Annotated in this window: 20 protein-coding genes; 10 read left to right on the plus strand and 10 right to left on the minus strand. The window is 66.8% G+C overall.

Annotation, left to right across the window (positions count from 1 at the left end):
* Positions 1 to 151: 151 nt before the first annotated feature.
* Positions 152 to 1312: a molecular chaperone DnaJ gene (gene dnaJ / locus ASG63_RS07535; protein ID WP_056213741.1), complete on the minus strand. Its 1161-nt coding sequence runs from the start codon at positions 1310 to 1312 to the stop codon at positions 152 to 154.
* A 155-nt stretch (positions 1313 to 1467) separates the two neighbouring features.
* Positions 1468 to 3381: a molecular chaperone DnaK gene (gene dnaK, locus ASG63_RS07540; protein ID WP_056213744.1), complete on the minus strand. Its 1914-nt coding sequence runs from the start codon at positions 3379 to 3381 to the stop codon at positions 1468 to 1470.
* Between the two features lie 439 nt (positions 3382 to 3820).
* On the opposite strand from dnaK, the gene ASG63_RS07545 reads away from it, so the two are divergent.
* Positions 3821 to 4792: a hypothetical protein gene (locus ASG63_RS07545; protein ID WP_056213746.1), complete on the plus strand. Its 972-nt coding sequence runs from the start codon at positions 3821 to 3823 to the stop codon at positions 4790 to 4792.
* A 9-nt stretch (positions 4793 to 4801) separates the two neighbouring features.
* Here the strand turns inward: ASG63_RS07545 and ASG63_RS07550 are convergent, their stop codons facing one another.
* On the minus strand, positions 4802 to 5410 hold the full coding sequence (locus tag ASG63_RS07550; protein ID WP_056213748.1) for a YqgE/AlgH family protein: 609 nt from the start codon (positions 5408 to 5410) through the stop codon (positions 4802 to 4804).
* Positions 5411 to 5628: 218 nt separating this feature from the next.
* Between ASG63_RS07550 and ASG63_RS07555 the strand changes: the two genes are divergently transcribed.
* Positions 5629 to 6111, plus strand: coding sequence for a peroxiredoxin (locus ASG63_RS07555; RefSeq protein ID WP_056213750.1), 483 nt, complete (start codon positions 5629 to 5631; stop codon positions 6109 to 6111).
* A 58-nt stretch (positions 6112 to 6169) separates the two neighbouring features.
* Here ASG63_RS07555 and ASG63_RS07560 read toward each other — a convergent pair whose 3' ends face one another.
* The 3 genes from ASG63_RS07560 to ASG63_RS07570 all read right to left on the minus strand — a co-directional run bounded on the left by ASG63_RS07560 (position 6170) and on the right by ASG63_RS07570 (position 9806).
* A complete protein-coding gene (locus ASG63_RS07560; protein ID WP_056213751.1) occupies positions 6170 to 7150 on the minus strand; it encodes a homoserine kinase in 981 nt (326 codons plus the stop codon).
* 92 nt (positions 7151 to 7242) lie between these two features.
* The gene (ispH, locus tag ASG63_RS07565; protein WP_056213754.1) at positions 7243 to 8244 is read right to left on the minus strand and encodes a 4-hydroxy-3-methylbut-2-enyl diphosphate reductase; all 1002 of its coding nucleotides are present in this window, start codon (positions 8242 to 8244) and stop codon (positions 7243 to 7245) included.
* Between the two features lie 137 nt (positions 8245 to 8381).
* The gene (locus ASG63_RS07570; protein ID WP_056213756.1) at positions 8382 to 9806 is read right to left on the minus strand and encodes an aminotransferase-like domain-containing protein; all 1425 of its coding nucleotides are present in this window, start codon (positions 9804 to 9806) and stop codon (positions 8382 to 8384) included.
* A gap of 120 nt (positions 9807 to 9926) precedes the next feature.
* Between ASG63_RS07570 and ASG63_RS24045 the strand changes: the two genes are divergently transcribed.
* The 4 genes from ASG63_RS24045 to ASG63_RS07585 all read left to right on the plus strand — a co-directional run bounded on the left by ASG63_RS24045 (position 9927) and on the right by ASG63_RS07585 (position 14708).
* Entirely contained in the window at positions 9927 to 10256 is a 330-nt protein-coding gene (locus tag ASG63_RS24045; RefSeq protein ID WP_244479848.1) for a DUF1127 domain-containing protein, read from the plus strand.
* 189 nt (positions 10257 to 10445) lie between these two features.
* Positions 10446 to 12359 (plus strand): monovalent cation:proton antiporter-2 (CPA2) family protein, encoded by a 1914-nt coding sequence (locus ASG63_RS07575; protein WP_056213758.1) that lies wholly within the window; start codon positions 10446 to 10448, stop codon positions 12357 to 12359.
* A complete protein-coding gene (locus tag ASG63_RS07580) occupies positions 12352 to 13788 on the plus strand; it encodes an MATE family efflux transporter (RefSeq protein ID WP_156394116.1) in 1437 nt (478 codons plus the stop codon). Before ASG63_RS07575 ends, ASG63_RS07580 begins: the two co-directional genes overlap by 8 nt.
* Positions 13789 to 13988: 200 nt before the next feature.
* Positions 13989 to 14708, plus strand: coding sequence for a spermidine synthase (locus ASG63_RS07585; protein ID WP_056213762.1), 720 nt, complete (start codon positions 13989 to 13991; stop codon positions 14706 to 14708).
* Between the two features lie 22 nt (positions 14709 to 14730).
* Here the strand turns inward: ASG63_RS07585 and ASG63_RS07590 are convergent, their stop codons facing one another.
* Positions 14731 to 15018: a hypothetical protein gene (locus tag ASG63_RS07590; protein WP_056213765.1), complete on the minus strand. Its 288-nt coding sequence runs from the start codon at positions 15016 to 15018 to the stop codon at positions 14731 to 14733.
* 440 nt (positions 15019 to 15458) lie between these two features.
* On the opposite strand from ASG63_RS07590, the gene ASG63_RS07595 reads away from it, so the two are divergent.
* Positions 15459 to 16352 (plus strand): hypothetical protein, encoded by an 894-nt coding sequence (locus ASG63_RS07595; RefSeq protein ID WP_244476412.1) that lies wholly within the window; start codon positions 15459 to 15461, stop codon positions 16350 to 16352.
* 26 nt (positions 16353 to 16378) lie between these two features.
* Here ASG63_RS07595 and ASG63_RS07600 read toward each other — a convergent pair whose 3' ends face one another.
* Entirely contained in the window at positions 16379 to 17209 is an 831-nt protein-coding gene (locus tag ASG63_RS07600; RefSeq protein WP_056213770.1) for an oxidoreductase, read from the minus strand.
* Positions 17210 to 17318: 109 nt separating this feature from the next.
* Entirely contained in the window at positions 17319 to 20333 is a 3015-nt protein-coding gene (locus tag ASG63_RS07605) for an FAD-binding and (Fe-S)-binding domain-containing protein (protein WP_056213773.1), read from the minus strand.
* A gap of 131 nt (positions 20334 to 20464) precedes the next feature.
* Here ASG63_RS07605 and ASG63_RS07610 point away from each other — a divergent pair, with 131 nt between their 5' ends.
* A complete protein-coding gene (locus ASG63_RS07610) occupies positions 20465 to 21511 on the plus strand; it encodes a threonine aldolase family protein (protein ID WP_056213775.1) in 1047 nt (348 codons plus the stop codon).
* Between the two features lie 52 nt (positions 21512 to 21563).
* Here the strand turns inward: ASG63_RS07610 and ASG63_RS07615 are convergent, their stop codons facing one another.
* Positions 21564 to 22292: a GntR family transcriptional regulator gene (locus ASG63_RS07615; RefSeq protein WP_056213778.1), complete on the minus strand. Its 729-nt coding sequence runs from the start codon at positions 22290 to 22292 to the stop codon at positions 21564 to 21566.
* Between the two features lie 221 nt (positions 22293 to 22513).
* Between ASG63_RS07615 and ASG63_RS07620 the strand changes: the two genes are divergently transcribed.
* Positions 22514 to 23689 (plus strand): pyridoxal-phosphate-dependent aminotransferase family protein, encoded by a 1176-nt coding sequence (locus ASG63_RS07620; protein WP_056213781.1) that lies wholly within the window; start codon positions 22514 to 22516, stop codon positions 23687 to 23689.
* 307 nt (positions 23690 to 23996) lie between these two features.
* Positions 23997 to 25298, plus strand: a complete 1302-nt coding sequence (locus tag ASG63_RS07625) for an MFS transporter (protein WP_056213782.1) — start codon at positions 23997 to 23999, stop codon at positions 25296 to 25298.
* The last annotated feature ends 56 nt before the right edge of the window (positions 25299 to 25354 follow it).

A 25354-nucleotide genomic window follows, 5' to 3' on the forward strand; every position in this document is an offset into this window, starting at 1 on the left:
GGAGGGAAAGGCTAGACGACGAAGCTCTCCGGCAGTCAAGCTTGCAAACATCGAACCCGCCGGGGCGCACACAAGGATCGTGCAGGCGGTGCTCGACCGCCACATGCGATAACCGTGGCCGAACGGTTTTGATCCGAAGGATATTGCAAGTCTATGTCCTGGCTACCCCACCGAGCCCGTCGAAGAAATCCTTGACCTTGGAGAAGAAGCCCGCGCTCTCCGGATGGTTCTCGTCGGAGGCCGACTGATCGAACTCTTGGAGCAATTCGCGCTGGCGCTTCGAGAGGTTCTGCGGCGTCTCGACGAAAACCTGGATGTAGAGGTCGCCGACGTCGCGCGATCGCAGCACCGGCATGCCCTTGCCCTTGATACGGAATTGCTTCGCCGTCTGGGTGCCGGCTGGGATACGGACCTGGGTTTGCGAGCCATCGATCACCGGCACGGTGATTTCGCCCGAGAGCGCCGCGGTCACCATGGAGATCGGCACGCGGCAGAACAGGTCGGCGCCGTCACGTTGGAAGAACTCGTGCGGCTTGATCGAGAGGAAGACGTAGAGGTCACCCGCCGGTCCGCCGCGCAGGCCTGTCTCGCCTTCGCCGGCCAAACGGATCCGCAGGCCGTCGTCAACGCCGGCCGGTACGTTGATGGCGAGGGTCCGTTCGCGCGTCACGCGGCCTGCGCCGCTGCAGGCGCTACAGGGATCGTCGATCACCTCACCGCGGCCGTGGCAGTTCGGGCAGGTGCGCTCGATGGCGAAGAAGCCCTGCGCCGCACGCACGCGGCCATAGCCACCGCAGGTCTGACAGGGACGCGGCTTCGAACCGGCCTTGGCACCGGAGCCGGAGCAGACCTCGCAGGTGACCGAGGTCGCCATTTTGATGGTCTCGGCCTTTCCACTGAACGCCTCTTCGAGGGAGATCTCGAGATTGTAGCGGAGGTCGGCGCCGCGTTCGCGTGCCGGGCCGCCGCGCGCGCCGCCACGTCCGCCGCCAGCGCCGGCCCGGCCATCACCGAAGAAGTTGTCGAAGATATCCGACATGAAGTCGCCGAACTCGTTTCCGAATCCGGGACCGCCGCCGCCACCCTGCTGGAATGCGGCGTGGCCGAAGCGGTCGTACGCGGCACGCTTTTGACCGTCAGACAGGCACTGATAAGCCTCGTTGATTTCCTTGAACTTGAGCTCGGCCTCTGCATTCCCCGGATTGCGATCCGGGTGATAGCTCATGGCGAGCTTACGGAAGGCGACCTTCATCTCGCCGTCAGTCGCGGTCTTGGAGACGCCCAGAATCTCGTAATAGTCCCGCTTCGACATTCCCGTCCTCAAAGTCCCCGGCGCTTCGATCCGACTGGACCGCACCGTCCCCATCAAACGCCGGTGCGCCTGAAACGCGGCTGGTTCCGCTCATCGGGACAAGCCGAACATGGCTCGGGGCCGGATCGCTCCGGCCCCGTCTTCAGATGTAGGCGTTATGCCCGCTTCTTCTGGTCCTTGTCATCGACTTCCTGGAAGTCGGCGTCGATGACGTCGTCCTTCTTCGCCTCACCGGTGCCGGCTTCGGCCCCCGCCTCACCGGCTTGGTTGGCGGCGTACATCGCCTCGCCGAGCTTCATCGAAGCCTGCATCACGTCGGTGGTGCGGGCCTTGATGACCTCCACATCGTCCCCCTCGAGGGCGGTGCGGAGCGCGGTGATGGCCGTCTCGATGGCGCCCTTGTCGTCCGCAGTGACCTTGTCGCCGTACTCCTTCACCGACTTCTCGGTGGCATGGATCAGGCTCTCGCCCTGGTTCTTCACCTCGACGAGTTCGCGGCGCTTCTTGTCCGCCTCGGCATTCGCCTCGGCGTCCTTGACCATCCGCTCGATATCGGCGTCCGACAGGCCACCCGACGCCTGGATGCGGATCTGGTGTTCCTTGTTCGTCGCCTTGTCCTTGGCCGTGACGTTCACGATGCCATTGGCGTCGATGTCGAAGGTCACCTCGATCTGCGGCATGCCGCGCGGCGCCGGAGGAATGCCCATCAGATCGAACTGGCCGAGCAGCTTGTTGTCGGCCGCCATCTCGCGCTCGCCCTGGAAGACCCGGATGGTCACCGCGTTCTGGTTGTCCTCGGCCGTCGAGAAGGTCTGGGACTTCTTCGTCGGGATCGTGGTGTTGCGGTCGATCAAGCGAGTGAACACGCCGCCCAGGGTCTCGATGCCCAGCGACAGCGGGGTCACGTCGAGGAGCAGCACGTCCTTGACGTCGCCTTGGAGCACACCGGCCTGAACCGCCGCGCCGATGGCCACGACCTCATCCGGGTTGACGCCCTTGTGGGGCTCCTTGCCGAAGAAGGACTTCACGACTTCCTGGATCTTCGGCATGCGGATCATGCCACCGACCAGCACCACCTCGTCGATTTCGGAGGCCGAAACGCCCGCATCCTTGAGCGCCTTGCGACAGGGTTCGATGGTGCGCTGGACGAGATCGTCCACGAGGGATTCGAATTTCGCTCGGCTGAGCTTGAGCGCGAGGTGCTTTGGACCCGTAGCATCGGCCGTGATGTAGGGCAGGTTGATCTCGGTCTGTGTCGCTGACGACAGCTCGATCTTGGCCTTCTCAGCGGCTTCCTTCAGGCGCTGGAGGGCGAGCTTGTCCTTCGTGAGGTCGATGCCCTGCTCGCGCTTGAACTCGCTCGTCAGATACTCGACCACACGGTTGTCGAAGTCCTCGCCACCCAGGAAGGTGTCGCCGTTGGTAGACTTCACCTCGAATACGCCATCACCAATCTCAAGGATCGACACGTCGAAGGTACCACCGCCGAGGTCGTAAACTGCGATGGTGCCGGCCTTCTTCTTGTCGAGGCCGTAGGCGAGGGCCGCCGCGGTCGGCTCGTTGATGATTCGCAAGACCTCGAGACCGGCGATCTTGCCAGCATCCTTGGTGGCCTGACGCTGGGCATCGTTGAAGTAAGCGGGTACCGTGATGACGGCCTGCGTCACCGGTTGACCGAGATGCGCCTCGGCCGTCTCCTTCATCTTCTGCAGGGTGAAGGCGGAAATCTGCGAGGGCGAGTACTTCTTGCCGTCCGCCTCGACCCAGGCATCGCCATTGTCGCCGCGAACGATCTTGTAGGGGACAAGACCCTTGTCCTTCTGCGTCATCGGATCGTCGTAGGTCCGACCCACGAGACGCTTGATGGCGAAGAAGGTGCGCTCTGGGTTCGTGACCGCCTGACGCTTGGCGGGCTGGCCCACGAGCCGCTCGCCCTCGTCGGTGAATGCGACGATCGACGGCGTGGTGCGTGCACCTTCCGAATTCTCGACGACCTTGGGCTGCGTGCCTTCCATGACGGCCACGCAGGAATTCGTGGTGCCGAGATCGATACCGATTACCTTACCCATGGTGGGATCCCTCTGTTGTCGTTTGGTCAAGCAGACCGCCGAGCCCCGAAGCAGCTCGGCCCATGGCTTTGCAAAACTGACTGTGTGAGAACGGGCTTGGACACCGGTTCGCGCCCCGGAACGGTGCAGAGCCGGGTCTTAATCCCGCGTCTCGGCCGATATAAGAAGGGTGTCGCGAGGCCGCAAGGCAGAGCCCGGCGAGGAGGTGCATCCGATTGCGCGGAACCGCGTTACCCCCCTCATCGACTTGGAATTCCGACAGCTTCACGGGCCGCCAGCCGCGGTCTTCGCAACGACGGCGCCAGCGGGGTCCCCGATGTCTCGTCGGCAAGGAGCGGCATCGCTGCCGTGGCAAGACAATCGTTGCATGGTAAGTGGGGCTTGAACGTGCTTGCCTGCGCATCACGCCGTTTCCACGGATATAGGCCTGAAAGTTTCGATGCGTCTGACCCGCGTGCTTCTTCTTCTCCCGGTGCTGGCATCGGTTCCTCACCCGGCCTGTGCGCAGTCGTTCTTCGAGGAGTTGTTCGGGATTGGGCGGGCGGCCAAGCCGCCAGTACCTCCACGGGGGGTGCCCTCGGCTCCGCAGGCTCCGATGCCGGGTGCCCCCGGCGAGGGAATTCCGCCATCCGCCACCGAGGCGCCGAAGGCGCCCTCGGTTCCCCGTCAGCCCATCGTCCTGAAAGCGCCCTCCGAGGACAACCTGATGGGCCAGGAGTTGATGCTGAACGGGCTCACGGGTAGCCTGAAGCTGGAACGGGCCGGAGCGGGCACCACGGCCCGCATCATCCTGCCGGGCAATAAGATTTCGCAGCCGGTCGAAGCCTGCAAGGTGCCGTTGAACGGGGGGGCGCCGTTGGCGGTCTCGTCGGAGGGCCGGCCGGAAGGCGTCGGCCGCTTCGAGGTCACAGGCGGCGAGTGTCCCCTTCGGTTCGATGTCCTCGATGGCGCCATCCTGGTGCAATCGATGTCCGGTCCTGTCTGCACCTTCGCAGCGGCCGATTGCGCCACGACCCCAACGGGTCTGTGGGGACCGGCTGCCGCGACGCTCGTTGCACGAGCGAGCGAGTTCGAGGCCGCACGCGGCGGTGCCGACCGGGCCGTGCGTGAGAATTACAAGCTGATCAGCCAGCGCTTGCGCGGCCCCGAGCTTCGCCCCGTGGTCACCGAACAGGCGGCCTTCTCATCGGATCGTGAGCAGATGTGCCGAACCTATGCTCGCGAAGGGGCGCATGGCTTCTGCAACCTGCGTTTCACCGAAGCGCGGGCCTTGGCACTCGCTACCCGCCTCGGGGTCAACACCAACACCGCGTTACCAAGCGCCTCGGTATCCCCGCCACGCCCGCGCCGCAAGCCGCCGGTGGAGGGCATGAATCCGGATACGGGTGGCGCTCCGTTCGCCGATCAGTAGCGCGAAGCCTCAGCTATGGCCGGCGCTCACCGACAGCATCGCGAGATCGATGCCGTTGTTGCGCAACGTGCGCTCGTACTTGGCTTCGAGAGCCGTGTGGAAGATCATGTCTGGGTCGGCCGGGCAGACCAGCCAGCCATTGGCCAGGATCTCGTTCTCGAGTTGTCCCGCCTGCCATCCCGCATAGCCAAGGGCCAAGACGGCACTGGCCGGACCGTCTCCGGCCACGATCGCCCGTAGGATGTCCACTGTCGCCGTGAGGCAGATTCCATCATCGATGATCAGCGTGGACTGATCGATATGGAAATCGTCAGTGTGGAGAACGAAGCCGCGCTTGGCATCGACCGGGCCGCCCATCAGCACGGGCATGTGCCCGACGCGCTCGCGGAGCCGGATCGCATCGGTCTCGCTCGCGATATCGAGCTGGATCAGCAGATCGGGCATACTGAGGTCAGTGACGGCCTTGTTGAGAATGATCCCCATGGCTCCGTCCGCCGAATGGGCGCAGAGATAAATGACCGACCGGGCGAAGCGTGAATCAGTCAGACCCGGCATGGCGACGAGAAACTGACCATCAAGATAGGCGGGATCGCCCGTGCGGGCCTGTGAACGCTGCATTGGCGCATGCTACGCGGGCAGGCGCCTTTGTCCAGGGCACGGCACGTTCCGCCGATGGATATCCGCCACATCGGCGGCAGTGGAAACTCGACAGGCTAACCCCTGCGAGCTAGACGATTTTTCACGGGCGGGCCCAGTGTGTCGACCGGGTACGACGCTGCGACAGTGATCAGGGATCCGAAGGTTCGGATGCCCCGGCGATCTTCAGGAGACGACGGATGACCATTCAGGTTGGCGACCACCTCCCCCAGGTCACGTTCCGCGTGAGTGGGGCGGACGGCCCGGAAGCCAAGACCACCGACGACCTCTTCAAGGGCCGCCGCGTCGTCCTCGTCGGGGTCCCCGGTGCCTTCACGCCGAGCTGTCACCGCAACCACCTGCCCGGCTTCGTGGAGAAGCAGGCCGAGATCAAGGCTCGGGGCATCGACACCATCGCGATCACTTCGGTCAACGACGTGTTCGTGCTCGATGCCTGGCAGAAGGCGAGTGGGGCCGAGGACCTCGAGTTTCTCGCTGACGGCAATGCCGAGTTCGCGAAGGCGATAGGGCTCGATATGGACGGTGCCGGGTTCGGCCTCGGTACCCGTTCGAAGCGCTACGCCATGCTCGTCGAGGACGGTGTCGTACGTGTTCTGAACGTCGAGGACTCCCCGGCCAAGACCGAGTTGTCGGGTGCCGAGGCCCTTCTCAAGGTGATCTGACCCATGCGCCGGCGGATGCCATGGATCCGCCGGCAACATGAGACGTCCGGGGAGGCCCTTAGGCTGACGGTCCCGGGCCGGCCCAACCGTAATCCCGCGCATCCGTCGCAGTGCGATGGAAGGTCAGCCGGCGGTCGTATTCCAGGGGATCCTTCGGCTGGACCAGGGCGCCGGTCGGCACATTGAGCCAGTCGACGAGTCGGGTCAGCATGAAGCGTAGGGCCGCGCCCCGGCACAGGATCGGCAAGGCCGTGACCTCGGCCGAAACCAAGGGGCGCACCGCCTCGTAGCCCGCGATCAGAGCCGCCCCCATGTCGCGGTGGAAGCTGCCGTCCGCCTCGAAGCACCAGGCGTTGAGGCAGATGGCCAGATCGTAAGCGAAGGCGTCGGTACAGGCGAAATAGAAGTCGATCAGCCCCGACAGTTCGTCGCCGATGAAAAACACGTTGTCGGTAAAAAGGTCGGCGTGGATCACGCCGGACGGAAGACCCAAGGGCCAGGACGCCTGGAGCACGGCGAGGTCGCCGAGAACCCGTTCGGTCAGGCCGTGTGAAACGGTGTCCGCTTGAGGCTCCGAAAGCCGGAAGAGCGGTTCCCATGCATCGACCGAGAGATTGTTGACGCGCCGCATCCCGAAATCGGCACCTGCCGCGTGCAACCCGGCGAGCGCGCGACCGAGGGCATGGCAGTGATCGATGCCGGGTCGCTTCACCGAAACACCGTCGAGGAAGGTCACGATCACTGCAGGTCGGCCGCAGAGCTCACCCAGTGCGACTCCGGTGCGATCGCGGATCGGCTGTGGGCAAGCAAGGCCGCGAGCGGCGAGGTGCTCCATCAGGTTGAGGAAGAACGGTAAGTCGTCCGCTCGGACGCGCTTCTCGTAGAGAGTCAGGATGAACGAGCCGCCAGTGGTGTGGAGATAAAAATTCGTATTCTCCACACCCTCGGCGATGCCCTTGTAGGAGAGCAGCGTACCGATGTCGTAGGCCGCGAGAAAGGCGGTCAGCGCCGCGTCGGAGACCTCGGTGTAGACTGCCACGGCACGTTCGCTTGATAATTTCGGGGACGAAATGGACAGGGGCGCCGAACGGCGCCCCTGCTGAAGCCAGGTCTATCAGGAGCGCTGTCTGCCTATTCGGCAGCTTCGCTGCGCAGTTCGCGCGGCAACGGGAAGGACATGTCCTCGACCACCGTGGAAACCGTATCCACCGTGACGGTGTAGCGCGCTGCGAAGGCGTCGATGATCTCCTCCACCAGCACCTCCGGTGCCGAGGCACCAGCCGTGAGTCCGAGCTTTCGGATGCCCTCAAAGGCCGGCCAATCGATTTCCTCGGCCCGCAGCACTAAGCGGGTTATCGGACAGCCGACGCGTTCGGCGACCTCGCGCAGGCGCTGCGAGTTCGAAGAGTTTGAGGAACCGACCACGATGACCGCATCGACGAGCGGCGCTACCTGCTTCACCGCCTCCTGGCGGTTGGTGGTGGCGTAGCAGATATCGTCCTTGTGCGGGCCGGTGATCGTCGGAAACTTCTTCTTCAGCGCCTCGACGATGTGGTGCGTGTCGTCCACCGACAGGGTCGTCTGCGTCACCCAAGCGAGGTTATCGCGGTTTTCCGGCTCCAGGGCGGCGATCTGATCGAGGTCCTCAACCAGCGTGATCGAGCCTTTCGGCAACTGGCCCATGGTGCCGACCACCTCGGGGTGACCGGAATGGCCGACGAGTAGCACGTGGCGGCCGCGCTTGTGGTGAATCTCCGCCTCGCGATGGACCTTGGTCACCAGCGGGCAAGTGGCATCGATGGTGGTGAGGCCGCGGGAATCAGCGTTGTGTGGCACCGTCTTGGCGACGCCGTGAGCCGAGAAGATTACCGGAGCGGAGCCGTCGGGAACCTCGTCGAGCTCGCGGACGAACACCGCGCCCTTCCGCTTCAGGCTCTCGACCACGTACTTGTTGTGGACGATTTCATGACGGACGTAGACCGGAGGTCCGTAGATGGCGAGTGCCCGTTCCACCACGTCGATCGCCCGCACGACACCGGCGCAGAAACCGCGCGGCGCACAGAGCAGGATCTCCAGAGGTGGCTTGCCCGTGTCACCGGAGGCGGAGGAGGTCGTCAGATTCGCGTCGCTCATGATAGCCGGGATGTGGCGAGGCGGGGACGCCCCTGTCAACCTGTCATAACGGAAAACTCCCCTGCGGGCACCTCCGGTCCGGCGAAAGCGGGTACGCGTGGCGCACAGGACCCGGAAAATTTTCCGCCAGCCTTCCGTCAACCCACCGGCTCGGATCGCGCCGCCACGCACTCGTTCAGGGCGGCCTCGAGCATGGGGATCAGACGTGGGTCGGTGCACTGGGCGACGTTGAAGCGCAGGAAACTGTTGCCGAGCGACGAGGGGCTGAAGGCGCCTCCCGGTGCGAGCACGAGTCCGCGTGCCAGGGCACGCCGGGCAACGTCTGCCGAATCGATTCCATCCGGCAGACGCATCCACAGAAAGAACCCCCCGGACGGCTCCAGCCACGCCGTCAGTCCGCATCCTTCGAGGCGCCGAAGAGCCGGCGCCATCGCCCGTCCCAATTTCTCGCGGACCTCGGCGAGGTGCCGGCGGTACGTGCCGTCCGTCAGGAGCCCGTGCATCAGGCTCGCCGACAGGTGGCTGTTCCCCAGACTCATGGCCAGCTTGAGGTCGATCAGAGGCTCCACCCAGTCCTCGCGCAGCGCGATGAAACCGCAACGGATGGCAGCCGACAGCGTCTTCGAGAAGCTGCCGATCTGAATGACGCGCTCCAACCCGTCGAAACCGGCGAGGCGTGGAGACGGCTTTCCCTCGAAATCCCCGAAGATATCATCCTCAATGATCAGCGTATCGTGCGCCTCGGCGAGCTTCAGGATGCGATGGGTGATGGCCGACGCGAGGGTGGAGCCGGTCGGGTTCTGAAGCGCAGAATTGATGACGTAGAAGCGCGGCCGATGCTCGACGAGGTGCGCGGCGAGGGCAGCGAGATCAGGACCGTTCGGGGTCATCGAAACGCCGACGACCCGGGCACGCTGCGCCCGCAGGAGGCCGTGATAATTGAAGTAGCAAGGATCGTCGACCAGCACGGTATCGCCGGGTTCGAGCAGGAATCGGCAGAGCAGGTCGAGAGCCTGCGTCGCCGAGTCGACCAGCACCACCTGATCGGCGCCGGCCTCGACCCCCTTCTCCGCCAGCCGCCGGGCGATCTGGGCGCGTAAGGGTGGAAAGCCGAGGGGCTGATCGTGTGAGACCAGGTTGGTTGCTGGACCGCGTGCGAGCTGACGAAGGCCGCGCCGAATCGCCTCATCGGGCATCCAGGACGACGGAAGCCAGCCGGAGCCCGGCATCACGAGGTCCGGGCCGGCCTGCATGGATTGCCGGGTGATCCAGAGCGGATCCACGGCTCGGTCGAGCTGCAGTCCCACCGCCTTGAGACAGAGCGGGCGGGTCTTGCCCGCCACGTAGAACCCCGAACCGCGCCGCGCCACGATCGCGCCCTCGGCCCCGAGCCGGTCGTAGGCCTCGACGACAGTGGACTTCGAGACTCCCATGGCTTCAGCGAAGGCGCGGACCGAGGGGAGGCGTGCGCCGGGCATGAGCTGGCGGCTGTCGATCCGATCCGTGATCGCCCCTGCCACCGTCTCGACCAAAGAGCGCTTCGACGAGGGGAACGTCTTCATCTGTCCTGATCCTTGTCCCGGACAATTCACCCCAACCGTACTGTACTGTCCCTGTCGTGACCATCCTCTTCCACGCAGAGTCGCGGCATCGCCACGCGCTTCGAAGAAAGGACGCGCATCATGGACGGCTTCCGTACGACCATCGCTGGGCCTGTCACCGCTGGTAGGGCCCGGACCGTCATGGCGGTGGCTACGGCGCGGTTGGGCGCCATATTCGCCGCTGCGGCTTCCGGAATTTCCCGCTCTGCGATCAATCGGCGGGTCGTCCGACAGCTATCGGTGATGTCGGATCGCGAACTCCGGGACATCGGGCTCAGCCGCCAGGACGTACTGGATTCCGAGATCCTGCCGCTTGAAGGCGATGCGTCGAGTTTCCTGATCGGCCGCCGAAACGAGCGCCGGGCGGGCCGGCGCGTTCCGCGCGGACAATGGCCGCCGCGATGCGACTGACGCCGGATCCAGGAAGGTGCCGATTCGCACTGTGGGATGCTCATCTGATTGTTTGCGAGGAGCTTCCTCCTTCCCCTGACGTGACGGCTGGGCTCCCGCTGGTTAAGACGGAGCCGCCTGGCACGCTTGGATCGTTCCGAACGGGGTCGGCCATCGCCGTCTTGGATTCGCATCCAACCTCGGATTTTCATGGCAAGCGCCACGACGCACGTCAGCTTCCTGCCTCCCGTACTGACGTTCCTGTCGGCGGCGGTGATCGGCGTGCCGATCTTCCGCCTCATTGGCCAGAGCGCCGTGCTCGGCTACCTCGTCGCCGGTGTGGTCATCGGGCCCTTCGGTTTCTCGCTGATCGCGGAGCCCGAGACGGCGGCGAGCGTCGCCGAACTCGGCGTTGTGCTGCTGCTCTTCATCGTCGGGCTCGAACTCCAGATCTCGCGACTCGTCTCGATGCGACGGGACATCTTCGGCCTCGGCACTGCCCAGCTCGTCGTCTGCTCGGTAGCTCTGGCAGGCGTCGGAATCCTGATGGGGGCCAAGCCCTCGGCGAGCCTCGTGATCGGCATCGCGCTCGCCCTCTCGGCCACAGCCGTCGCGCTTCAACTGCTGGAAGAGCGCGGCGATATGGGGACGCCCTATGGCGGGCGGGCCTTCGCGGTGCTGCTGTTTCAGGACATCTCCGTGGTCGCCATCCTGGCGCTGATGCCGCTGGTCGCCTCATCCGGCACGGGCGGCGGCGACGGATGGCTCCTTTCAGCCCTGCAATCCACCGGTACGGTGGGCGCGGCGATCCTTGCCGTGGTGCTGGTCGGGCGCTACGGCCTCAATCCGTTCTTCGGCCTCTTGGCGGCCAGTGGCGCCCGCGAGGTCATGACGGCCGCGGCCCTTCTCGTGGTGCTCGGCACCGCAATGCTGATGGAGCATGTCGGCCTGTCGATGGCGATGGGCGCGTTTCTGGCAGGCGTGCTTCTGGCCGAGTCCAACTTCCGCCATCAGCTTGAGGCCGACATCGAGCCGTTCCGCGGCATGCTGCTCGGCCTGTTCTTCATGAGCGTGGGCATGTCGATCGATGGCGGCTTGCTCAAGGCCGAATGGCCGACGCTGCTGGGGGCAACAGCCGGTGCGATCCTGCTCAAGGTCGCCTTGGTGGCGGGCCTGTTCCGCCTGTTCGGCTCGCCCTGGCTCGATGCGGTGCGCGGTGGAGCCATCCTGGCGCCGGCGGGAGAATTCGCCTTCGTGCTGTTGCCTGCGGGCGGCGAACTCGGCCTCGTGGATTCTGCGAGCACACGCTTTGCGGTGGCGCTCGCGGCACTGACCATGCTGGTCGGTCCAGTGGCGGCGAAGGCTCTGGACGCCCTGCTTGCCCGACGTCCCGAAGGGCCCGAGGCGTTGCCGGAAGCCATCGAGAGCACCGAGGCCCGCGTCCTCGTCATCGGCTTCGGCCGCTTCGGACAGATTCTCACACAGGTGCTGCTCGCCGAGGGTATCAGCGTCACGGTGATCGACAAGGATGTGGAGCAGATCCGCAGTGCCGCCCGTTTCGGATTCCGCATCTATTACGGAGACGGGACCCGCCTCGATGTGCTGCGCGCCGCCGGCATCGGCCGGGCCGAACTCGTCTGCATCTGCGTCGACGACAGCGAGGCCGCCCTGAAGATCGTCGATATCGTCCACGAGGAATTCGCGAGCGTACGCACCTATGTGCGGGCCTTCGATCGCATGCATGCCGTCGAGCTGATGAACCGGGACGTCGACTTCCAGCTCCGCGAAACGGTCGACTCCGCCCTCGCCTTCGGTCGGGCGACCCTGGAAGGTCTCGGTCTCAGCACGGAGGCGGCCGCCGCCACCGCCGAGGACGTGCGCAAGCGCGACGTCGCACGCCTCGTACTTCAGCAGGCGGGCGCGCTGCCGGACACCATGAGCTGGGCCCGCGGCCTCAACGAGATCAAGCCGGAGCCGCTGACGGAGCCGAAGCGGCCTTCCCGCGCACTCAATGCGGAGACGCGCGACATCATTGGATCCCAGAGGCGGGAGGCGGCAACCCGCACCCTCGAGACCGATGAAGCCTTCCAGAGTCGGCAGCAGGAATCCCGGACGGATGCCTGAGGTGACATCCGGGTCGGCGCGGTTCGTCGAGGGATCGATTCTGCGCCACGTGGTGACCATGAGCGCCACTGGTTCAATCGGGCTGATGGCGATCTTCGTCGTCGACTTCCTGTCCTTGCTCTACGTCTCCAAGCTCGGAGAGCCGACGCTGACGGCGGCGGTGGGCTTTGCCACCATCGTCCAGTTCTTCGCCATCGCCATCAATATCGGCCTGATGATCGCGGCGGGTGCTCTCGTTTCGCGAGCCATCGGGGCCGGTGATGAGGAGGGCGCGCGGCGCCTCGCCACCTCCGGGACCCTCCAGGGAATCGTCGTCTCCGGCGTCCTCGTCGTGGCGATGCTGCCATGCCTGCCTACCTTCCTGGGCTGGATCGGTGCCGACGCCGAGACTCTTCCGGTGGCGACACGCTTCCTCTGGATCACGCTGCCCTCCAACCTGCTGATGGGGCCTGGCATGATGTTCTCCGGCCTGCTGCGAGCGGTCGGGGCTGCGCGTCATGCGATGTACGTGACCCTTGGCGGCGCCATCGTCACCGCCGGACTCGACCCACTGCTGATCTTCGGTGCTGGCCTCGGCGTCGACGGGGCGGCCATCACGACCTGTCTTGCCCGCGCCACCTTTGCGATCATCGGCCTGTGGGGTGTGCGTCAGTACCGGATGCTCGCGCGACCGAAGCTCGCCGACGTCATCGCGGACGCGCCCGTCGTGATGCGGATCGCCCTGCCAGCGGTGTTGACGAATCTCGCGCCCTCGGTGGCGAGCGCCTTCATCGCCCACGCGCTCGCGCAATTCGGCGCAGTCGCGGTGGCTGGCAACGTGGTGGTCGACCGCCTGACTCCGGTGGCGTTCGGCGGCCTCTTCGCCATGTCTGGCTCGATTGGACCGATCCTGGGTCAGAACTGGGGTGCGGCCCGGTTCGATCGCATGCGCGGCGTTCTGCGCGATGGCACGCTGGTCACCGCCGTCTACGTTCTGGTGGTCTGGACAGCCCTGATCCTGGGAGCCGACCCTCTGACACGCCTCTTTGCGCTTGAGGGCGTTGCGGCCGACCTGTTTGGGTTCTTCTGTCTCGTTAGTGGTGGCGTCTGGTTCTTCACCGGGCTGCTGTTCCTGGCCAACGCCTCCTTCAACAATCTCGGGTTCCCATTCTATTCCACCGCCCTGAACTGGGGACGCGCCACCCTGGGCACCGTACCGCCAGCCCTCATCGGCGCGCATTTCTACGGTCCCAAAGGCGTCATCGCCGGGGTCGGCCTCGGCTCCGTCCTGTTCGGTCTCGCCGGGATCGCCCTTGCCTTCCGCACCGTCGTCACCTTGGAGCGACGGGCCGGTGTCGTGCTCTCCCCGGCCAAAGCTGCGGAAGCCCCGAATGCTGGCACGGAGGCCACCCGCGCCGCTGCACCGGCGCAGTCCGGCGCCCTGATCTGAATTCTGCCGCCGGGGAGACCTATCCGCGAGCCGGGTTTCAGGATCGTGCTGGATCCGTCCCCTCGATCGAACGCTTCGGGGTGTACGAACCCTCTCCGATGGAGAAATGTGGGGCCGCTACCGAGGTTGACCTTCGCGAGATTTCGGATGAGGCGGTGGCAGCCGCGTCCGTACGATGTCGCGGAGGGAGTCCAGCGTCGATGTCGTCACCCCCCTGGGTCCTCTGTGACACCAGCATCATTCCCGGTAGTTCCGCTCCGCTGAATCTCCTGCGCCAGGGAGACGCCTACTCGATCCAGGTCGGGAGAGCGGAACTCATGACGAACCTCGATCGCGGCTCGGAGCAGGCTCTCGCGACCATCCCCTGTGAACGACTCGCTGGTCGCGCGGCGCCACGCATCCTGATCGGCGGACTCGGCATGGGCTTCACCCTGCGCGCTGCCCTGAGTGCCCTCGGACCGGACGCGAAGATCGTGGTCGCCGAACTGATCCCGGCTGTCGTCGCCTGGGCACGAGGTCCCCTCGCCCATCTCTTCGGTGACAGTCTCGACGACTCACGAGTCGAGATCGTCGAGACCGACGTCAATCGCCTGATCCAATCGGGACCCGAGCGCTTCGATGCAATTCTGCTGGATGTCGATAACGGTCCGTCCGGTATGACACGACGGGAGAACGACCGCCTGTACGATACCTGGGGTTTGAAGCGGGCACACTACGCCCTTCGGAGCGACGGCATCCTCGCGGTCTGGTCCGGTAAACCCGACCGACGTTTCAAGGCGCGCCTACGCCTGCATGGCTTTGCCGTCGATGAATTCCGCATCCGCGCGAACGACGGGGCTGACGGACCGCGCCACGTTCTCTGGATGGCGACGCGCCCCGTTGCCCCGCTGCGGTTCGCGTCGCTGGGTAGCAGGCCCTGAGCTCGATGGCCCCGGCCTCGTGTCAGTAGCTGTAGTTGCGGCGCGCCGGTCCCTGGGACGGCCCATAACCCGCGCCGCGGGGCTCCACGCGTGAACCGTAATCGATGTCGCGTTGCCGCTTCGCCTGACGGTTCGCCAGATATCGGCCGCCGAGGCAGCCCGCGACCGCCCCGACGACCCCACGTTCGGCGAGGTAGTGGCCGGCGATTCCGCCGATGATCGCGCCCTTGATGCAGCCCTTGGCTTCGGCCGCTCCGACGCTGCCGAAGGTGAGGAGGGCGAGGGCCGACGCTGTCGCAATGATCCGCATGTTCAATCTCCCGGCTGATGCGTCGAGGAAACCGTCCCACACCGCGCCCGTTCCGATCGGAAGACGCGGATCCGGTAAATTCCCGATGCGATCTCCTCCGGGCGTCCTGCGCGTAAGAAACTGCGTTCTTAATCCATCAGTATCGTCATTTCTTGGATCTGTGTCTCATTCGCAGCAGGCAGGATCAACGCGGGCGTGTCTAAGGTCATAACGAGGGTCCGCCAGTCATCATGTCGGGGGACGAAGCAGGATCTTGCCTGATGACTGGGAGTTGCGTGCGTCCAATCATACCCATCATGGGTATGGTCCTGGCTCTATCGTCGACAGTCGTTGGCGCCGCTGAAATGGATGATCCCGCAACCGCTAAACCATCGGTCTGGGCATCGAAGGATGGCCGGTCAGCGCCGTCCCGAAAGGGGGCCCCACCGCAGAAAAAGCCATTGGGCCACCAGGATGCCAAGGCGGACAAGGACACACGGGACGGTAAGGGCGGCGGTGACGACGGTAAGTCTCAGGATGTCGACACCGAGCATCTCTTCGGCTTCACGGAAGGCTCCGATGCCGGTGAGAAGGGCGAGCAGGAGGTCGTCGTGGATACGATTTCCCGCCTGGGCAAGCGGCTATCGGGCCCCGGCGGAGGCCACTACCGCGTCCTCGACACCAAGCTCGGCTACCAGTTCGATCCGATCGACCGCCTGAGCATCGAGTTCGGCGCGTTCGGCACCTTTCGTCAGGTCCGCAACATCGTCGATCTCGACGACAAGTCCTACGGAACGTTCGACGGCGTCTCCGTCGAGGTGAAGTACCAGTTCCTGAAGGGCGACAAGGATCAGCCCCTCGGGCTCGCGCTTGAGCTTCGTCCGCGTTTCGCCCGCGTCCTGCCCATCGAGGGAAATGGTGCCGACATCTTCGACATGGAGACCGTACTCCAGCTCGATCTGCAACTCGTGCCGAACAAGCTCTGGTACGGCAGCAACATCAGCTTCGAGCCGGCGGCCGGTCGCCAGCGCGGCCCGGACGCCCCGGGCTACCGCTCATCGACCTTCCTCTGGTCGAACGCCCTGGTCGCCCGCGTTGGGGAGAGCACCTATCTCGGGCCCGAGATTCGCTACTTGCGGGGCTACAACGGCACGTTTCTCAATGACTTGGAGAGTGAGGCGCTGTTCGTCGGCCCTGCCCTGCACCACCGCTTCACCGAAAAGATCTGGCTCACGGTGGCGTATGCCGGACAGGTCTGGGGCCGCGATGCCGACCCGAGCCTGGCCGGTCGCGCGCTCGGCCTGAACCAGTTCGAGCGGCACACCGTCCGGGTGAAGTTCGGCATGGAGTTCTGAGCGCCGGGTGCGGAAAGTCTGCCGCCTCAGTTCGTCAGCTGCATCTGCTTGCGCAGGCTCTTGTCGAAGAGGTGGGCGGGGGCGAATCGGCGAAGCAGACTGATCTGGCGCGCGACCTTGCCGGCGGTGTAGCGGCGCCGCGGAACGGATGCCTCGGCCGCGGCGAGCACGGCGTCGGCCACGATCTCCGGTGCGTCGGCGGTCGCCATGGCCGCCCGCATCGTCCGGTCGGCACCGGCCCGGGCCTCGATGTACAGGTCAAGCTGGGCATCGGGAACGAGAAGATTCTGGTCGAAGGCCGTGCGGGTATAGGCCGGCTCGACCAAGACGACGCGGATACCCTGACTGCGGACCTCGTGGTCGAGCGATTCCGAATAGCCTTCCACCGCGTGCTTGCTGGCAGCGTAGAGCGCCATGTAGGGGGCCGGAATCAGACCGAGCACGGAACTGATGTTGATGATGCGGCCGTTCTTCTGCGCGCGCATCGTCGGAATGACCGCGCGGATCGCCCGGATCACGCCGAACAGGTTCACGTCGAACAGGTCCTGTGCCTGGGCGATCGAGGATTCCTCGGCCCCGCCGCTGATGCCGAAGCCGGCATTGTTGACGAGGAGGTCGATCCGGTCGGTCTCGTCCAGCACCGTCTTCACCATCGCGGCGACCGACGCCTCGTCGGTCAGATCGCAGGTCAGGAGGGTGCCGGCATCGCCCAAGACGGCGCTGCTGCGTCGGCTCGTCCCGAACACGCGATAGCCAGCCTTGTGGAGGGCACGGACGCTGGCGAGACCGATGCCGGAGGAGGCTCCGGTGACGATGGCCGTCCTTCGCACGGCTTGCTCGCGAATGGCTTGGCTCATGACCCTCTCCCAGCGGGTCCGATCCACCGGCCCGTCTCCTTTTAAATGACGATTGAAATTTAAAATGGCAAGCGGATGGGCGTGCCGTGGCACACGCGCATCGTTGGTATTACAGCGGCAAAAACGGCTTTCCGTTTCGCAACGCGGGCGAAGGACGTGTCGAGGTCACAAGGGCGTCGTCGAGAACGCGCGCGACGTGACGTGCGGTGAGGCCGAGGCCGTCGTGGATCTGATGGCGGCAGCTCGTGCCGTCGGCGACCACGAGATCGTCCGGGCCGGCCTGGCGCAGGGCCGGGAACAGTGACAGCTCGGCCATGGCCAGGGACACGTCGATGGTCTCGGCGCCGTAGCCGAAGGCGCCGGCCATGCCGCAGCAGCTCGACTCGATCGGGCGGACATCGAGACCTGGCACCACCCGCAGGACCGTCTCCACCGCACCCATGGCCGCGAAGGCCTTCTGGTGGCAATGGCCGTGGAGATGGGCGACCCGGCCGCCCTGGTCGGCGAGCGGCAGGTCGATCCGACCGGCCTTGAGGTCGGCGGCGAGCAGTTCCTCGAACAGGACGCTCGCGCGCCCGAGTTCGGCGGCGTCGGGGCCGGGCAGGAGCGAGGCGAACTCGTCGCGGAAGGTCAGCAGGCAGGACGGCTCGAGGCCAACGATCCGGGCGCCGGCCCGGACATAGGGCAGCAGCGCGCTCAGCGTCCGCCGGGCCTCGGCCCGGGCCCGGTCGGTCTGGCCCGAGGCGAGGTAGGTCCGTCCGCAGCAGAGGGGGCGGCGACCGCGATGGGGGAAGACCCGGTGCAGGCGGTAGCCGGCGGCGACCAGCACCCGCTCGGCCGCCTCCAGGTTCTCGCGCTCGAAGGCCCGGTTGAAGGTGTCGCCGAACAGGACGACGTCGCGGAAATCGCCGGTGACGTCGGCGGGATGGGCGGGCTCGCCCGATTCGCGCCAGGGCCGGCGCCATTGCGGAAGCGTCCGGCGGGCCGAAAGGCCGACCCAGCGCTCGGACAGGCGGGCCAGGGCCGGCAGGCGGTCGCGCAGGTTGAGGAGGGGCGCGAGCCGCGCCGCCGTGCCGGCGTAGAGCGGGAGGGCTGCCACCAGGCGCTCCTTCAGCGGCAGGCCGTGCCGGGCGTGGTAATGGTGCAGGAACTCGATCTTCATCTTGGCCATATCGACGCCGGTGGGGCATTCGCGCCGGCAGGCCTTGCAGGAGACGCAGAGGTCCAGGGTCCGCTTCATCTCCGGGCTGGTGAAGGCGTCCGGCCCGAGCTGGCCCGAGATGGCGAGCCGCAGGGAATTGGCCCGGCCCCGGGTCAGGTGCTGTTCCTCTTTGGTGACGCGGTAGGACGGGCACATGGCGCCGCCGGCGAGCTTCCGGCATGTGCCGTTGCTGTTGCACATCTCGACGGCGGGGCCGAAGCCGCCCCAATCGGACCAGTCGAGGGCGGGTACGGTGGGCTCGGTCACGGCGTAGCCCGGCTGGAAGCGCAGCAGCGCGCGGTCGTCCATGCGCAGCGGCCGGACGATCTTGCCGGGGTTGAGGCGGTTGTCCGGGTCGAAGCCGTCCTTCACCGCCTCGAAGGCGCGGGTCAGGCGCGCCCCGAACATCGGCGCGATGTATTCCGAGCGAGAGATGCCGTCGCCGTGCTCGCCCGAGTAGGAGCCCTTGAAGCGGCGTACGGCCGCGCTCGCCTCCTCGGCGATGGCCCGCATCTTGGCGACGTCGCCGCCCTGCTTCATGTCGAGGATCGGGCGGACATGCAGGCAGCCCACCGAGGCGTGGGCGTACCAGGTGCCGCGGGTGCCGTGGCGGGTGAAGACCTCGGTGACGGCGTCGGTATAGTCGGCCAGGTGCTCCAGGGGCACCGCGCAGTCCTCGATGAAGGAGACCGGCTTGGCGTCGCCCTTCATCGACATCATGATGTTGAGGCAGGCCTCGCGCACCTCCCAGACCGATTTCTGCCGGACGGGCTCGGGCACCTTCACCACGGCGTTCCGGAAGCCGTAGTCACTCATGCAGGCGTCGAGGCGCACGAGGTCGGCCAGCAGCGCGTCGCGGTCGTCGCCGGCGAATTCCACCAGCAGCAGGCAGTTCGGCGTGCCGCGGGTGATGTCGGCGAGCGTCGTGCGGAACAGCGGGATGTCGGCCCCGAGGACCAGCACGTTGTTGTCGACGAGTTCCACCGCCACGGGATCGAGGTCGACCAGCGCCTTCGTGGTTTCCATGGCGGCGCGGAAGGACGGGAAGTGGCAGACGCCCATGACCCGGTGGGCGGGCAGCCGGGAAAGCTTCAGGGTGACGCCGGTGGTGGCCGCCAGGGTGCCCTCGGAGCCGACGAGGAGGTGGGCGAGGTTCGGCCGCGCCTCGATCAGGGCGTCGAGGTTGTAGCCGCCGACCCGCCGCTGCACCCGCGGATACCGGGCCAGGATCTCGTCGCGCTCCGCCTCGGCGAGCGCGCGCATCGCGGCGGCGAGGTGCGTGGCCCGGTCCGGGCCCGTGACCCCGGTGCTGTCGTGGCCCGTGAGACCGAAGCCGAAGGCGGTGCCGTCGGGGAACAGCGCCTCCATGGCCAGGACGTTGTCGCTCATCTTGCCGAAGCGGAGCGAGCGGGCGCCGCAGGAATTGTTTCCGGCCATGCCGCCGATGGTGCAGCGGGTGGCGGTGGAGGGCTCGACGGGGAAGAACCAGCCGTCCGCCTTCACCCGGGTGTTCAGGCGTTCCAACACCATGCCGGGCTCGACGGTGATGGTGCCCGCTTGCGGATCGTAGGCGGTGATGCCGTTGAAGTGGCGCGAGCAATCGACCACGAGGCCGTGCCCGATCGGCTGGCCGTTCTGCGAGGTACCGCCGCCGCGCAGGATGACGGGCACGTCGTGCTCGGCGGCGATCTTCAGGGTCGCGGCGATGTCGGCGGCCGAGCGCGGCAGCACCACGCCGGTCGGCACGATCTGGTAGATCGAGGCGTCGGTGGCGTAGCGTCCCCGGGTGAAGGGATCGAAGCGGGCCTCGCCCTGCAGGGCCTCGGCCAGCCGCCGGGCGAGCCCGGCATTCAGTCGAGTGGCCGCGCGGGGCGTGTGGTTCGCCGCCCGCGGCGTGGTCGATGGCTCAGCCGTGGCGGTCATGCGTCATCGTCCTCGGGTTGCGGATGGGCATCCGGATCGGAATGCCGGGCTGCGGCCGCCGGATGGGGTAGCGGTCTGGGCCGCCGGAGCTAAGATACCGGTGATATTTTGAATGCAAACGGGCTTGCAAGATGATCGACCTGTTCAGCGACACCCAGACGCGGCCCACGACGGGGATGCGGGACGCTATGGCGCGGGCCGAGGTGGGGGATGAGCAGTCGGATTCCGACCCCACGACCCTGGCGCTCTGCGAACGGGTGGCGGACCTGCTCGGCCAGGCGGCGGGCGTCTTCATGCCGTCCGGCACGATGTGCAATCTCGTGGCGATCCTGGTGCAGACCCGGCCCGGCGACGAGATCATCGTGGACGACCAGTCCCACATCTACAACACCGAGGCCGCCGGCTCGGCCGCCATCGGCGGCGTCTCCGTGATGGCCCTGAAGACCCCTGCGGGTGTCTACACGCCCGAGGCCTTCGCGGCGGCCATCCGCCCGTCCGCCCGCACGGCGCCGCGCTCCGCCCTGGTCTCGATCGAGCAGACGACGAGCTTCTCCGGCGGTTCGGTCTGGGCGCTCCCGGACATGCGGCGCATCCGCGACATCGCCCATGAGCGGGGCCTGCGGGCGCATATCGACGGGGCCCGTCTCCTCAACGCGGTGGCGGCCACCGGCATCGCCGCGAAGGACTACGCGCAGGGCTTCGACAGCGCCTGGATCGACCTCAGCAAGGGCCTCGGCTGCCCGGTCGGGGCCGTCTTGTGCGGGACGCGGGCGTTCATCACCGAGGCCTGGCGCTGGAAGTACCGCCTGGGCGGGGCCATGCGCCAGTCCGGCATCCTGGCGGCCGCCGGCCTCTACGCCCTCGATCACCACGTCGACCAGCTCGTCCGCGACAACGCCCACGCGGCCCTGCTGCGCGACCGGATCGCGGGGGCGCCCGGCCTCGCCATCGACGAAGGTGCGGCCCAGTCCAACATCCTGTGCTTCTCGGTGGAGCCCCTCGGCGTCACGGCCGCCGCCTTCGCCCAGGCCTGCCTCGCACAGGATGTCCGGGTGCGGGCGATCGGAGCCCATCAGATCCGCGCCACGACCCATCTCGAGGTGGACGAGCCCAGCATCCTGCGAGCGGCCGAGGTGATCCGCGCCGAGGCCGGGCGCCTGTCGGCGCGCGCCGGCTGATCGGCTTCGCCGAGATCCGGCGAAGGACTCGGCGTGGACCCCATCGTGGCCATCAGGCACCGGCCGTCGCGCTTTCCCACACGGCGGCCGCGCGGCGCTTGTTGCGCAGGTGACGGAACAGGATGTCGCTGAGCTCCGATCCGGCCCGGCGCCGCAGGGCGTCGAGGATCTCCTCGTGCTCGCGCATGGCCTCGCCCCAGCGGTCGCGGTCCTTGTCGAGATTGGCCGCGTAGCGCACCCGGCGCAGGCGCCCGGCGAAATTCGCGTAGGTCGTCCGCAGGGGCTCGTTGTCGGCGGCCTCCACGATCCGGTCGTGGATCGCCTGGTTGCCGGCGAAGTAACCGTGCAGGTCGCGGCGGAGATAGGCCGCGTACATTTCGTGGTGCAGGCGTTCGATCTCGGCAAAGCCCGCCTCGGTGATCTTCTCGCAGGCGAGGCGACCGGCCAGGGCCTCGAGACCGCCCATGACGTCGAACAATGCCACCATCTCGTCGGGGCCGAGCTGGCGGACCCGCGCGCCCCGGTTCGGCAGCAGGTCGATCAGTCCCTCGGAGGCCAGCACCTTCAGGGCTTCCCGCAGGGGGGTGCGCGAGATGCCGAAGCGTTCGCAGAGGAGCCGTTCTGGCACGCGCGCCCCGGGGGCGAGGTTGCCCTCGACCACGTAGTCGCGAAGCTGCGCCAGCAAGGTCCCGTGCAGCGAGGCGACCCCCGCGCCCGCGATCCGGGGCGGGGATGCGGCCTCCGGGTCGACCGCGGCATCCGGGACGGAATCGAGCATCATCGTTCCAGAAATATCAGCCGGTTGCGCCGCGGTCGAGGGCGATCGAGCGCAAAATAATGCTTGTGTCGCGCAAAAATGAATGCAAATTTCTGGTCGATTCAACCGGACGCGGATCGTATCGACGACAATCCAGCGCTGCTCGCCCTTCGACGCGACCGTGCTGCCCCCGTCCCGCGACCTGCCAGCTTCGTCTGGCGCACCTCAAAGCCTGCGAGGCCCCCATGACGACACGGACCGGACGCCATTTCCTGCACATCCCGGGCCCGAGCCCGGTGCCCGAGCGCGTCCTGCGCGCCATGGACATGCCGGTGATCGACCATCGCGGTCCCGATTTCGCCAAGCTCGGGCGGGCGGTGCTGGAGGGCGCGCAGGCCGTGTTCCAAACCCGCGCGCCGGTGATCCTGTATCCCGGCTCGGGCACCGGGGCCTGGGAGGCCGCCATCGTCAACACCCTCTCGGCCGGCGACCGGGTGCTGATGTTCGAGACGGGCCACTTCGCCACCCTGTGGCGCCAGATGGCGGCCCGCTGGGGCATCGAGGTCGAGTTCGTACCCGGCGACTGGCGCCGGGGCGTCGATCCGGCCAGGGTCGAGGCGATCCTGGCCGAGGACCGGGCGAAGTCGATCAAGGCCGTGATGGTGGTCCACAACGAGACCTCCACCGGCGTCACGAGCCGCATCGCCGAGATCCGCAAGGCCATCGACCGGGCCCATCATCCGGCCCTCTTCCTCGTCGACACCATCTCGGGCCTCGGCTCGGCCGAGTACGCCCACGATTCCTGGGGCGTCGACGTCTCGGTGAGCTGCTCGCAGAAGGGCCTGATGCTGCCCCCCGGCCTCGGCCTCGTCGCGCTCTCGGACAAGGCGCTCGCCGCCACCAAGACCGCCACCCTGCCACGCTCCTACTGGGACTGGCAGGAGATGCTGAAGCCGAACGCGGCGGGCTACTTCCCCTACACGCCGGCGACCAACCTGCTCTACGGCCTGCGCGAGGCCATCGCCATCCTGAGGGAGGAGGGCCTGCCCCAGGTCTTCGCCCGTCACCAGCGCCTCGCCGCCGCGACCCGCGCCGCCGTGGAGGCCTGGGGCCTCGAGGTCCTGTGCCAGGAGCCGTCGGAGTACTCGCCGGTGCTCACCGCCGTGGTGATGCCGGAGGGCCATGACGCCGACGCCCTGCGCACCCTGATCCTCGAGAAGTACGACCTGTCCCTCGGCACCGGCCTTGCGAAGGTCGCCGGCAAGGTCTTCCGCATCGGCCATCTCGGCGAGACCAACGACCTCATGCTGATGGCCGCCCTGTCCGGCGTTGAGATGGGCCTGAAGGCCGGCGCCGTGCCCCACACCCGTGGCGGCGTGCTGGCCGCCATGGACGCCCTGCGTTCCGGGCTGGACGATTGAGGAGCCACCTCCGGCGGACCCGACGGATCGGGGCCTGACAGCCCGTCATTCCGGGGCGCCGAAGGCGAGCCCGGAATCCAGATCCGCCGACGGTGCCGGACGCGATGAACCCTGCGGTTCTGGATTCCGGGCTCCGCTGCGCGGCCCCGGGATGACCGAGTGCCAAAGGCGAAACCCTCGGAGAAACGAAGACCCGACGCCCTCATCACACCACCCCGACGCACCCCCACAAACAGCCCGGCGATCAGACCGGGCGGGAGGACGCGTTCAACCGGAGGAAACCCCGATGACGCCAGATCAAGGACGCATGACCGCGTCAGGACCAGCGAAGAGACGCGTCTCCGCGTCGAACATGGTCCTGTTTCTGCTCTGCCTGATGTACTTCGTCACCTATCTCGACCGGGTGAACATTGCGACGGCGGGCGGCGAGATCATGAAGGATCTCGGGCTTTCGAACACCCAGTTCGGCCTGATCCTGTCCGCCTTCGCCTACCCCTACGCCATCTTCCAGGTCATCGGCGGCTCGGTGGGCGACAAGTTCGGCGCCCGGCGCACGCTCCTGGTCTGCGGCCTGATCTGGGCTTCGGCCACGATCCTCACCGGCCTCGTCGGCGGTCTGATCAGCCTGTTCCTCGCCCGCGTGCTGCTGGGCTTCGGCGAGGGCGCGACCTTCCCCACCGCCACCCGCGCCATGCAGAACTGGACGGCGCCGGGCAAGCGCGGCTTCGCGCAGGGCATCACCCACGCCTTCGCCCGGCTCGGCAACGCGGTGGCACCGCCCATCGTGGCCGTGCTGATCTACCATGTGGGCTGGCGCCTCGGCTTCGTCGTCCTGGGGGTGGCGAGCTTCGCCTGGGTCGTGGTCTGGTACCTGTATTTCCGCGACGATCCGAAGGACCATCCGGCGATCACCCCGGAGGAACTGGCCGTCCTGCCGCCGCCGAGCAAGGTCGGCGCCAAGCAGAACATTCCCTGGAGCCGCCTGACCCTGCGCATGCTGCCGGTGACGCTGACCTACTTCTGCTACGGCTGGACCCTGTGGCTGTTCCTCGGCTGGCTGCCGAGCTTCTTCAAGCTCAATTACGGCCTCGACCTGAAGAACTCGGCCCTGTTCGCCTCGGGCGTGTTCTTCGCCGGCGTCGTCGGCGACACCCTCGGCGGCGTCTTCAGCGACCGCATCCTGAAGAAGACCGGCAACCTCAAGCTCGCCCGCCTGAGCGTCATCGTGGTCGGGTTCCTCGGCGCGGCGGCGAGCCTCGCCGGCGTGTTCTTCACCCGCGACCTGACCCTGGTGGCGCTGCTGCTGAGTTCGGGCTTCTTCTTCGCCGAGCTGGTCATCGGCCCGATCTGGTCGGTGCCGATGGACATCGCGCCGAAATATTCGGGCACGGCGGCCGGCCTGATGAACACCGGCTCGGCGGTGGCGGCGATCATCTCGCCGATCGTCTTCGGGATGATCGTCGACATGACGGGAAGCTGGACCCTGCCCTTCGCCGGGTCCGTCGGCCTCTGCCTGCTCGGCGCCGGCCTCGCCTTCACCATGCACCCCGAGCGTCCGTTCGTGGAGGAGCCCGCGGTGCCGCTGGGACGGGCCGTCCCGGCGGAATAGCGCTGGATCCCACCCTCCCCCGCAGAGGGGGAGGGTTACGCGAGCAACACAGGAGC

It is taken from the genome of Methylobacterium sp. Leaf94, from assembly GCF_001426045.1.
GTDB lineage: Bacteria > Pseudomonadota > Alphaproteobacteria > Rhizobiales > Beijerinckiaceae > Methylobacterium.

What these genes read in the sequence shown, in the direction of transcription:
- dnaJ (WP_056213741.1), bottom strand. Translation starts at nt 1,312, where the DNA reads ATGTCGAAGCGGGACTATTACGAGATTCTGGGCGTCTCCAAGACCGCG.
- dnaK (WP_056213744.1), bottom strand. Translation starts at nt 3,381, where the DNA reads ATGGGTAAGGTAATCGGTATCGATCTCGGCACCACGAATTCCTGCGTG.
- ASG63_RS07545 (WP_056213746.1), top strand. Translation starts at nt 3,821, where the DNA reads ATGCGTCTGACCCGCGTGCTTCTTCTTCTCCCGGTGCTGGCATCGGTT.
- ASG63_RS07550 (WP_056213748.1), bottom strand. Translation starts at nt 5,410, where the DNA reads ATGCAGCGTTCACAGGCCCGCACGGGCGATCCCGCCTATCTTGATGGT.
- ASG63_RS07555 (WP_056213750.1), top strand. Translation starts at nt 5,629, where the DNA reads ATGACCATTCAGGTTGGCGACCACCTCCCCCAGGTCACGTTCCGCGTG.
- ispH (WP_056213754.1), bottom strand. Translation starts at nt 8,244, where the DNA reads ATGAGCGACGCGAATCTGACGACCTCCTCCGCCTCCGGTGACACGGGC.
- ASG63_RS07570 (WP_056213756.1), bottom strand. Translation starts at nt 9,806, where the DNA reads ATGAAGACGTTCCCCTCGTCGAAGCGCTCTTTGGTCGAGACGGTGGCA.
- ASG63_RS24045 (WP_244479848.1), top strand. Translation starts at nt 9,927, where the DNA reads ATGGACGGCTTCCGTACGACCATCGCTGGGCCTGTCACCGCTGGTAGG.
- ASG63_RS07575 (WP_056213758.1), top strand. Translation starts at nt 10,446, where the DNA reads ATGGCAAGCGCCACGACGCACGTCAGCTTCCTGCCTCCCGTACTGACG.
- ASG63_RS07580 (WP_156394116.1), top strand. Translation starts at nt 12,352, where the DNA reads ATGCCTGAGGTGACATCCGGGTCGGCGCGGTTCGTCGAGGGATCGATT.
- ASG63_RS07585 (WP_056213762.1), top strand. Translation starts at nt 13,989, where the DNA reads ATGTCGTCACCCCCCTGGGTCCTCTGTGACACCAGCATCATTCCCGGT.
- ASG63_RS07590 (WP_056213765.1), bottom strand. Translation starts at nt 15,018, where the DNA reads ATGCGGATCATTGCGACAGCGTCGGCCCTCGCCCTCCTCACCTTCGGC.
- ASG63_RS07600 (WP_056213770.1), bottom strand. Translation starts at nt 17,209, where the DNA reads ATGAGCCAAGCCATTCGCGAGCAAGCCGTGCGAAGGACGGCCATCGTC.
- ASG63_RS07605 (WP_056213773.1), bottom strand. Translation starts at nt 20,333, where the DNA reads ATGACCGCCACGGCTGAGCCATCGACCACGCCGCGGGCGGCGAACCAC.
- ASG63_RS07610 (WP_056213775.1), top strand. Translation starts at nt 20,465, where the DNA reads ATGATCGACCTGTTCAGCGACACCCAGACGCGGCCCACGACGGGGATG.
- ASG63_RS07615 (WP_056213778.1), bottom strand. Translation starts at nt 22,292, where the DNA reads ATGATGCTCGATTCCGTCCCGGATGCCGCGGTCGACCCGGAGGCCGCA.
- ASG63_RS07620 (WP_056213781.1), top strand. Translation starts at nt 22,514, where the DNA reads ATGACGACACGGACCGGACGCCATTTCCTGCACATCCCGGGCCCGAGC.
- ASG63_RS07625 (WP_056213782.1), top strand. Translation starts at nt 23,997, where the DNA reads ATGACCGCGTCAGGACCAGCGAAGAGACGCGTCTCCGCGTCGAACATG.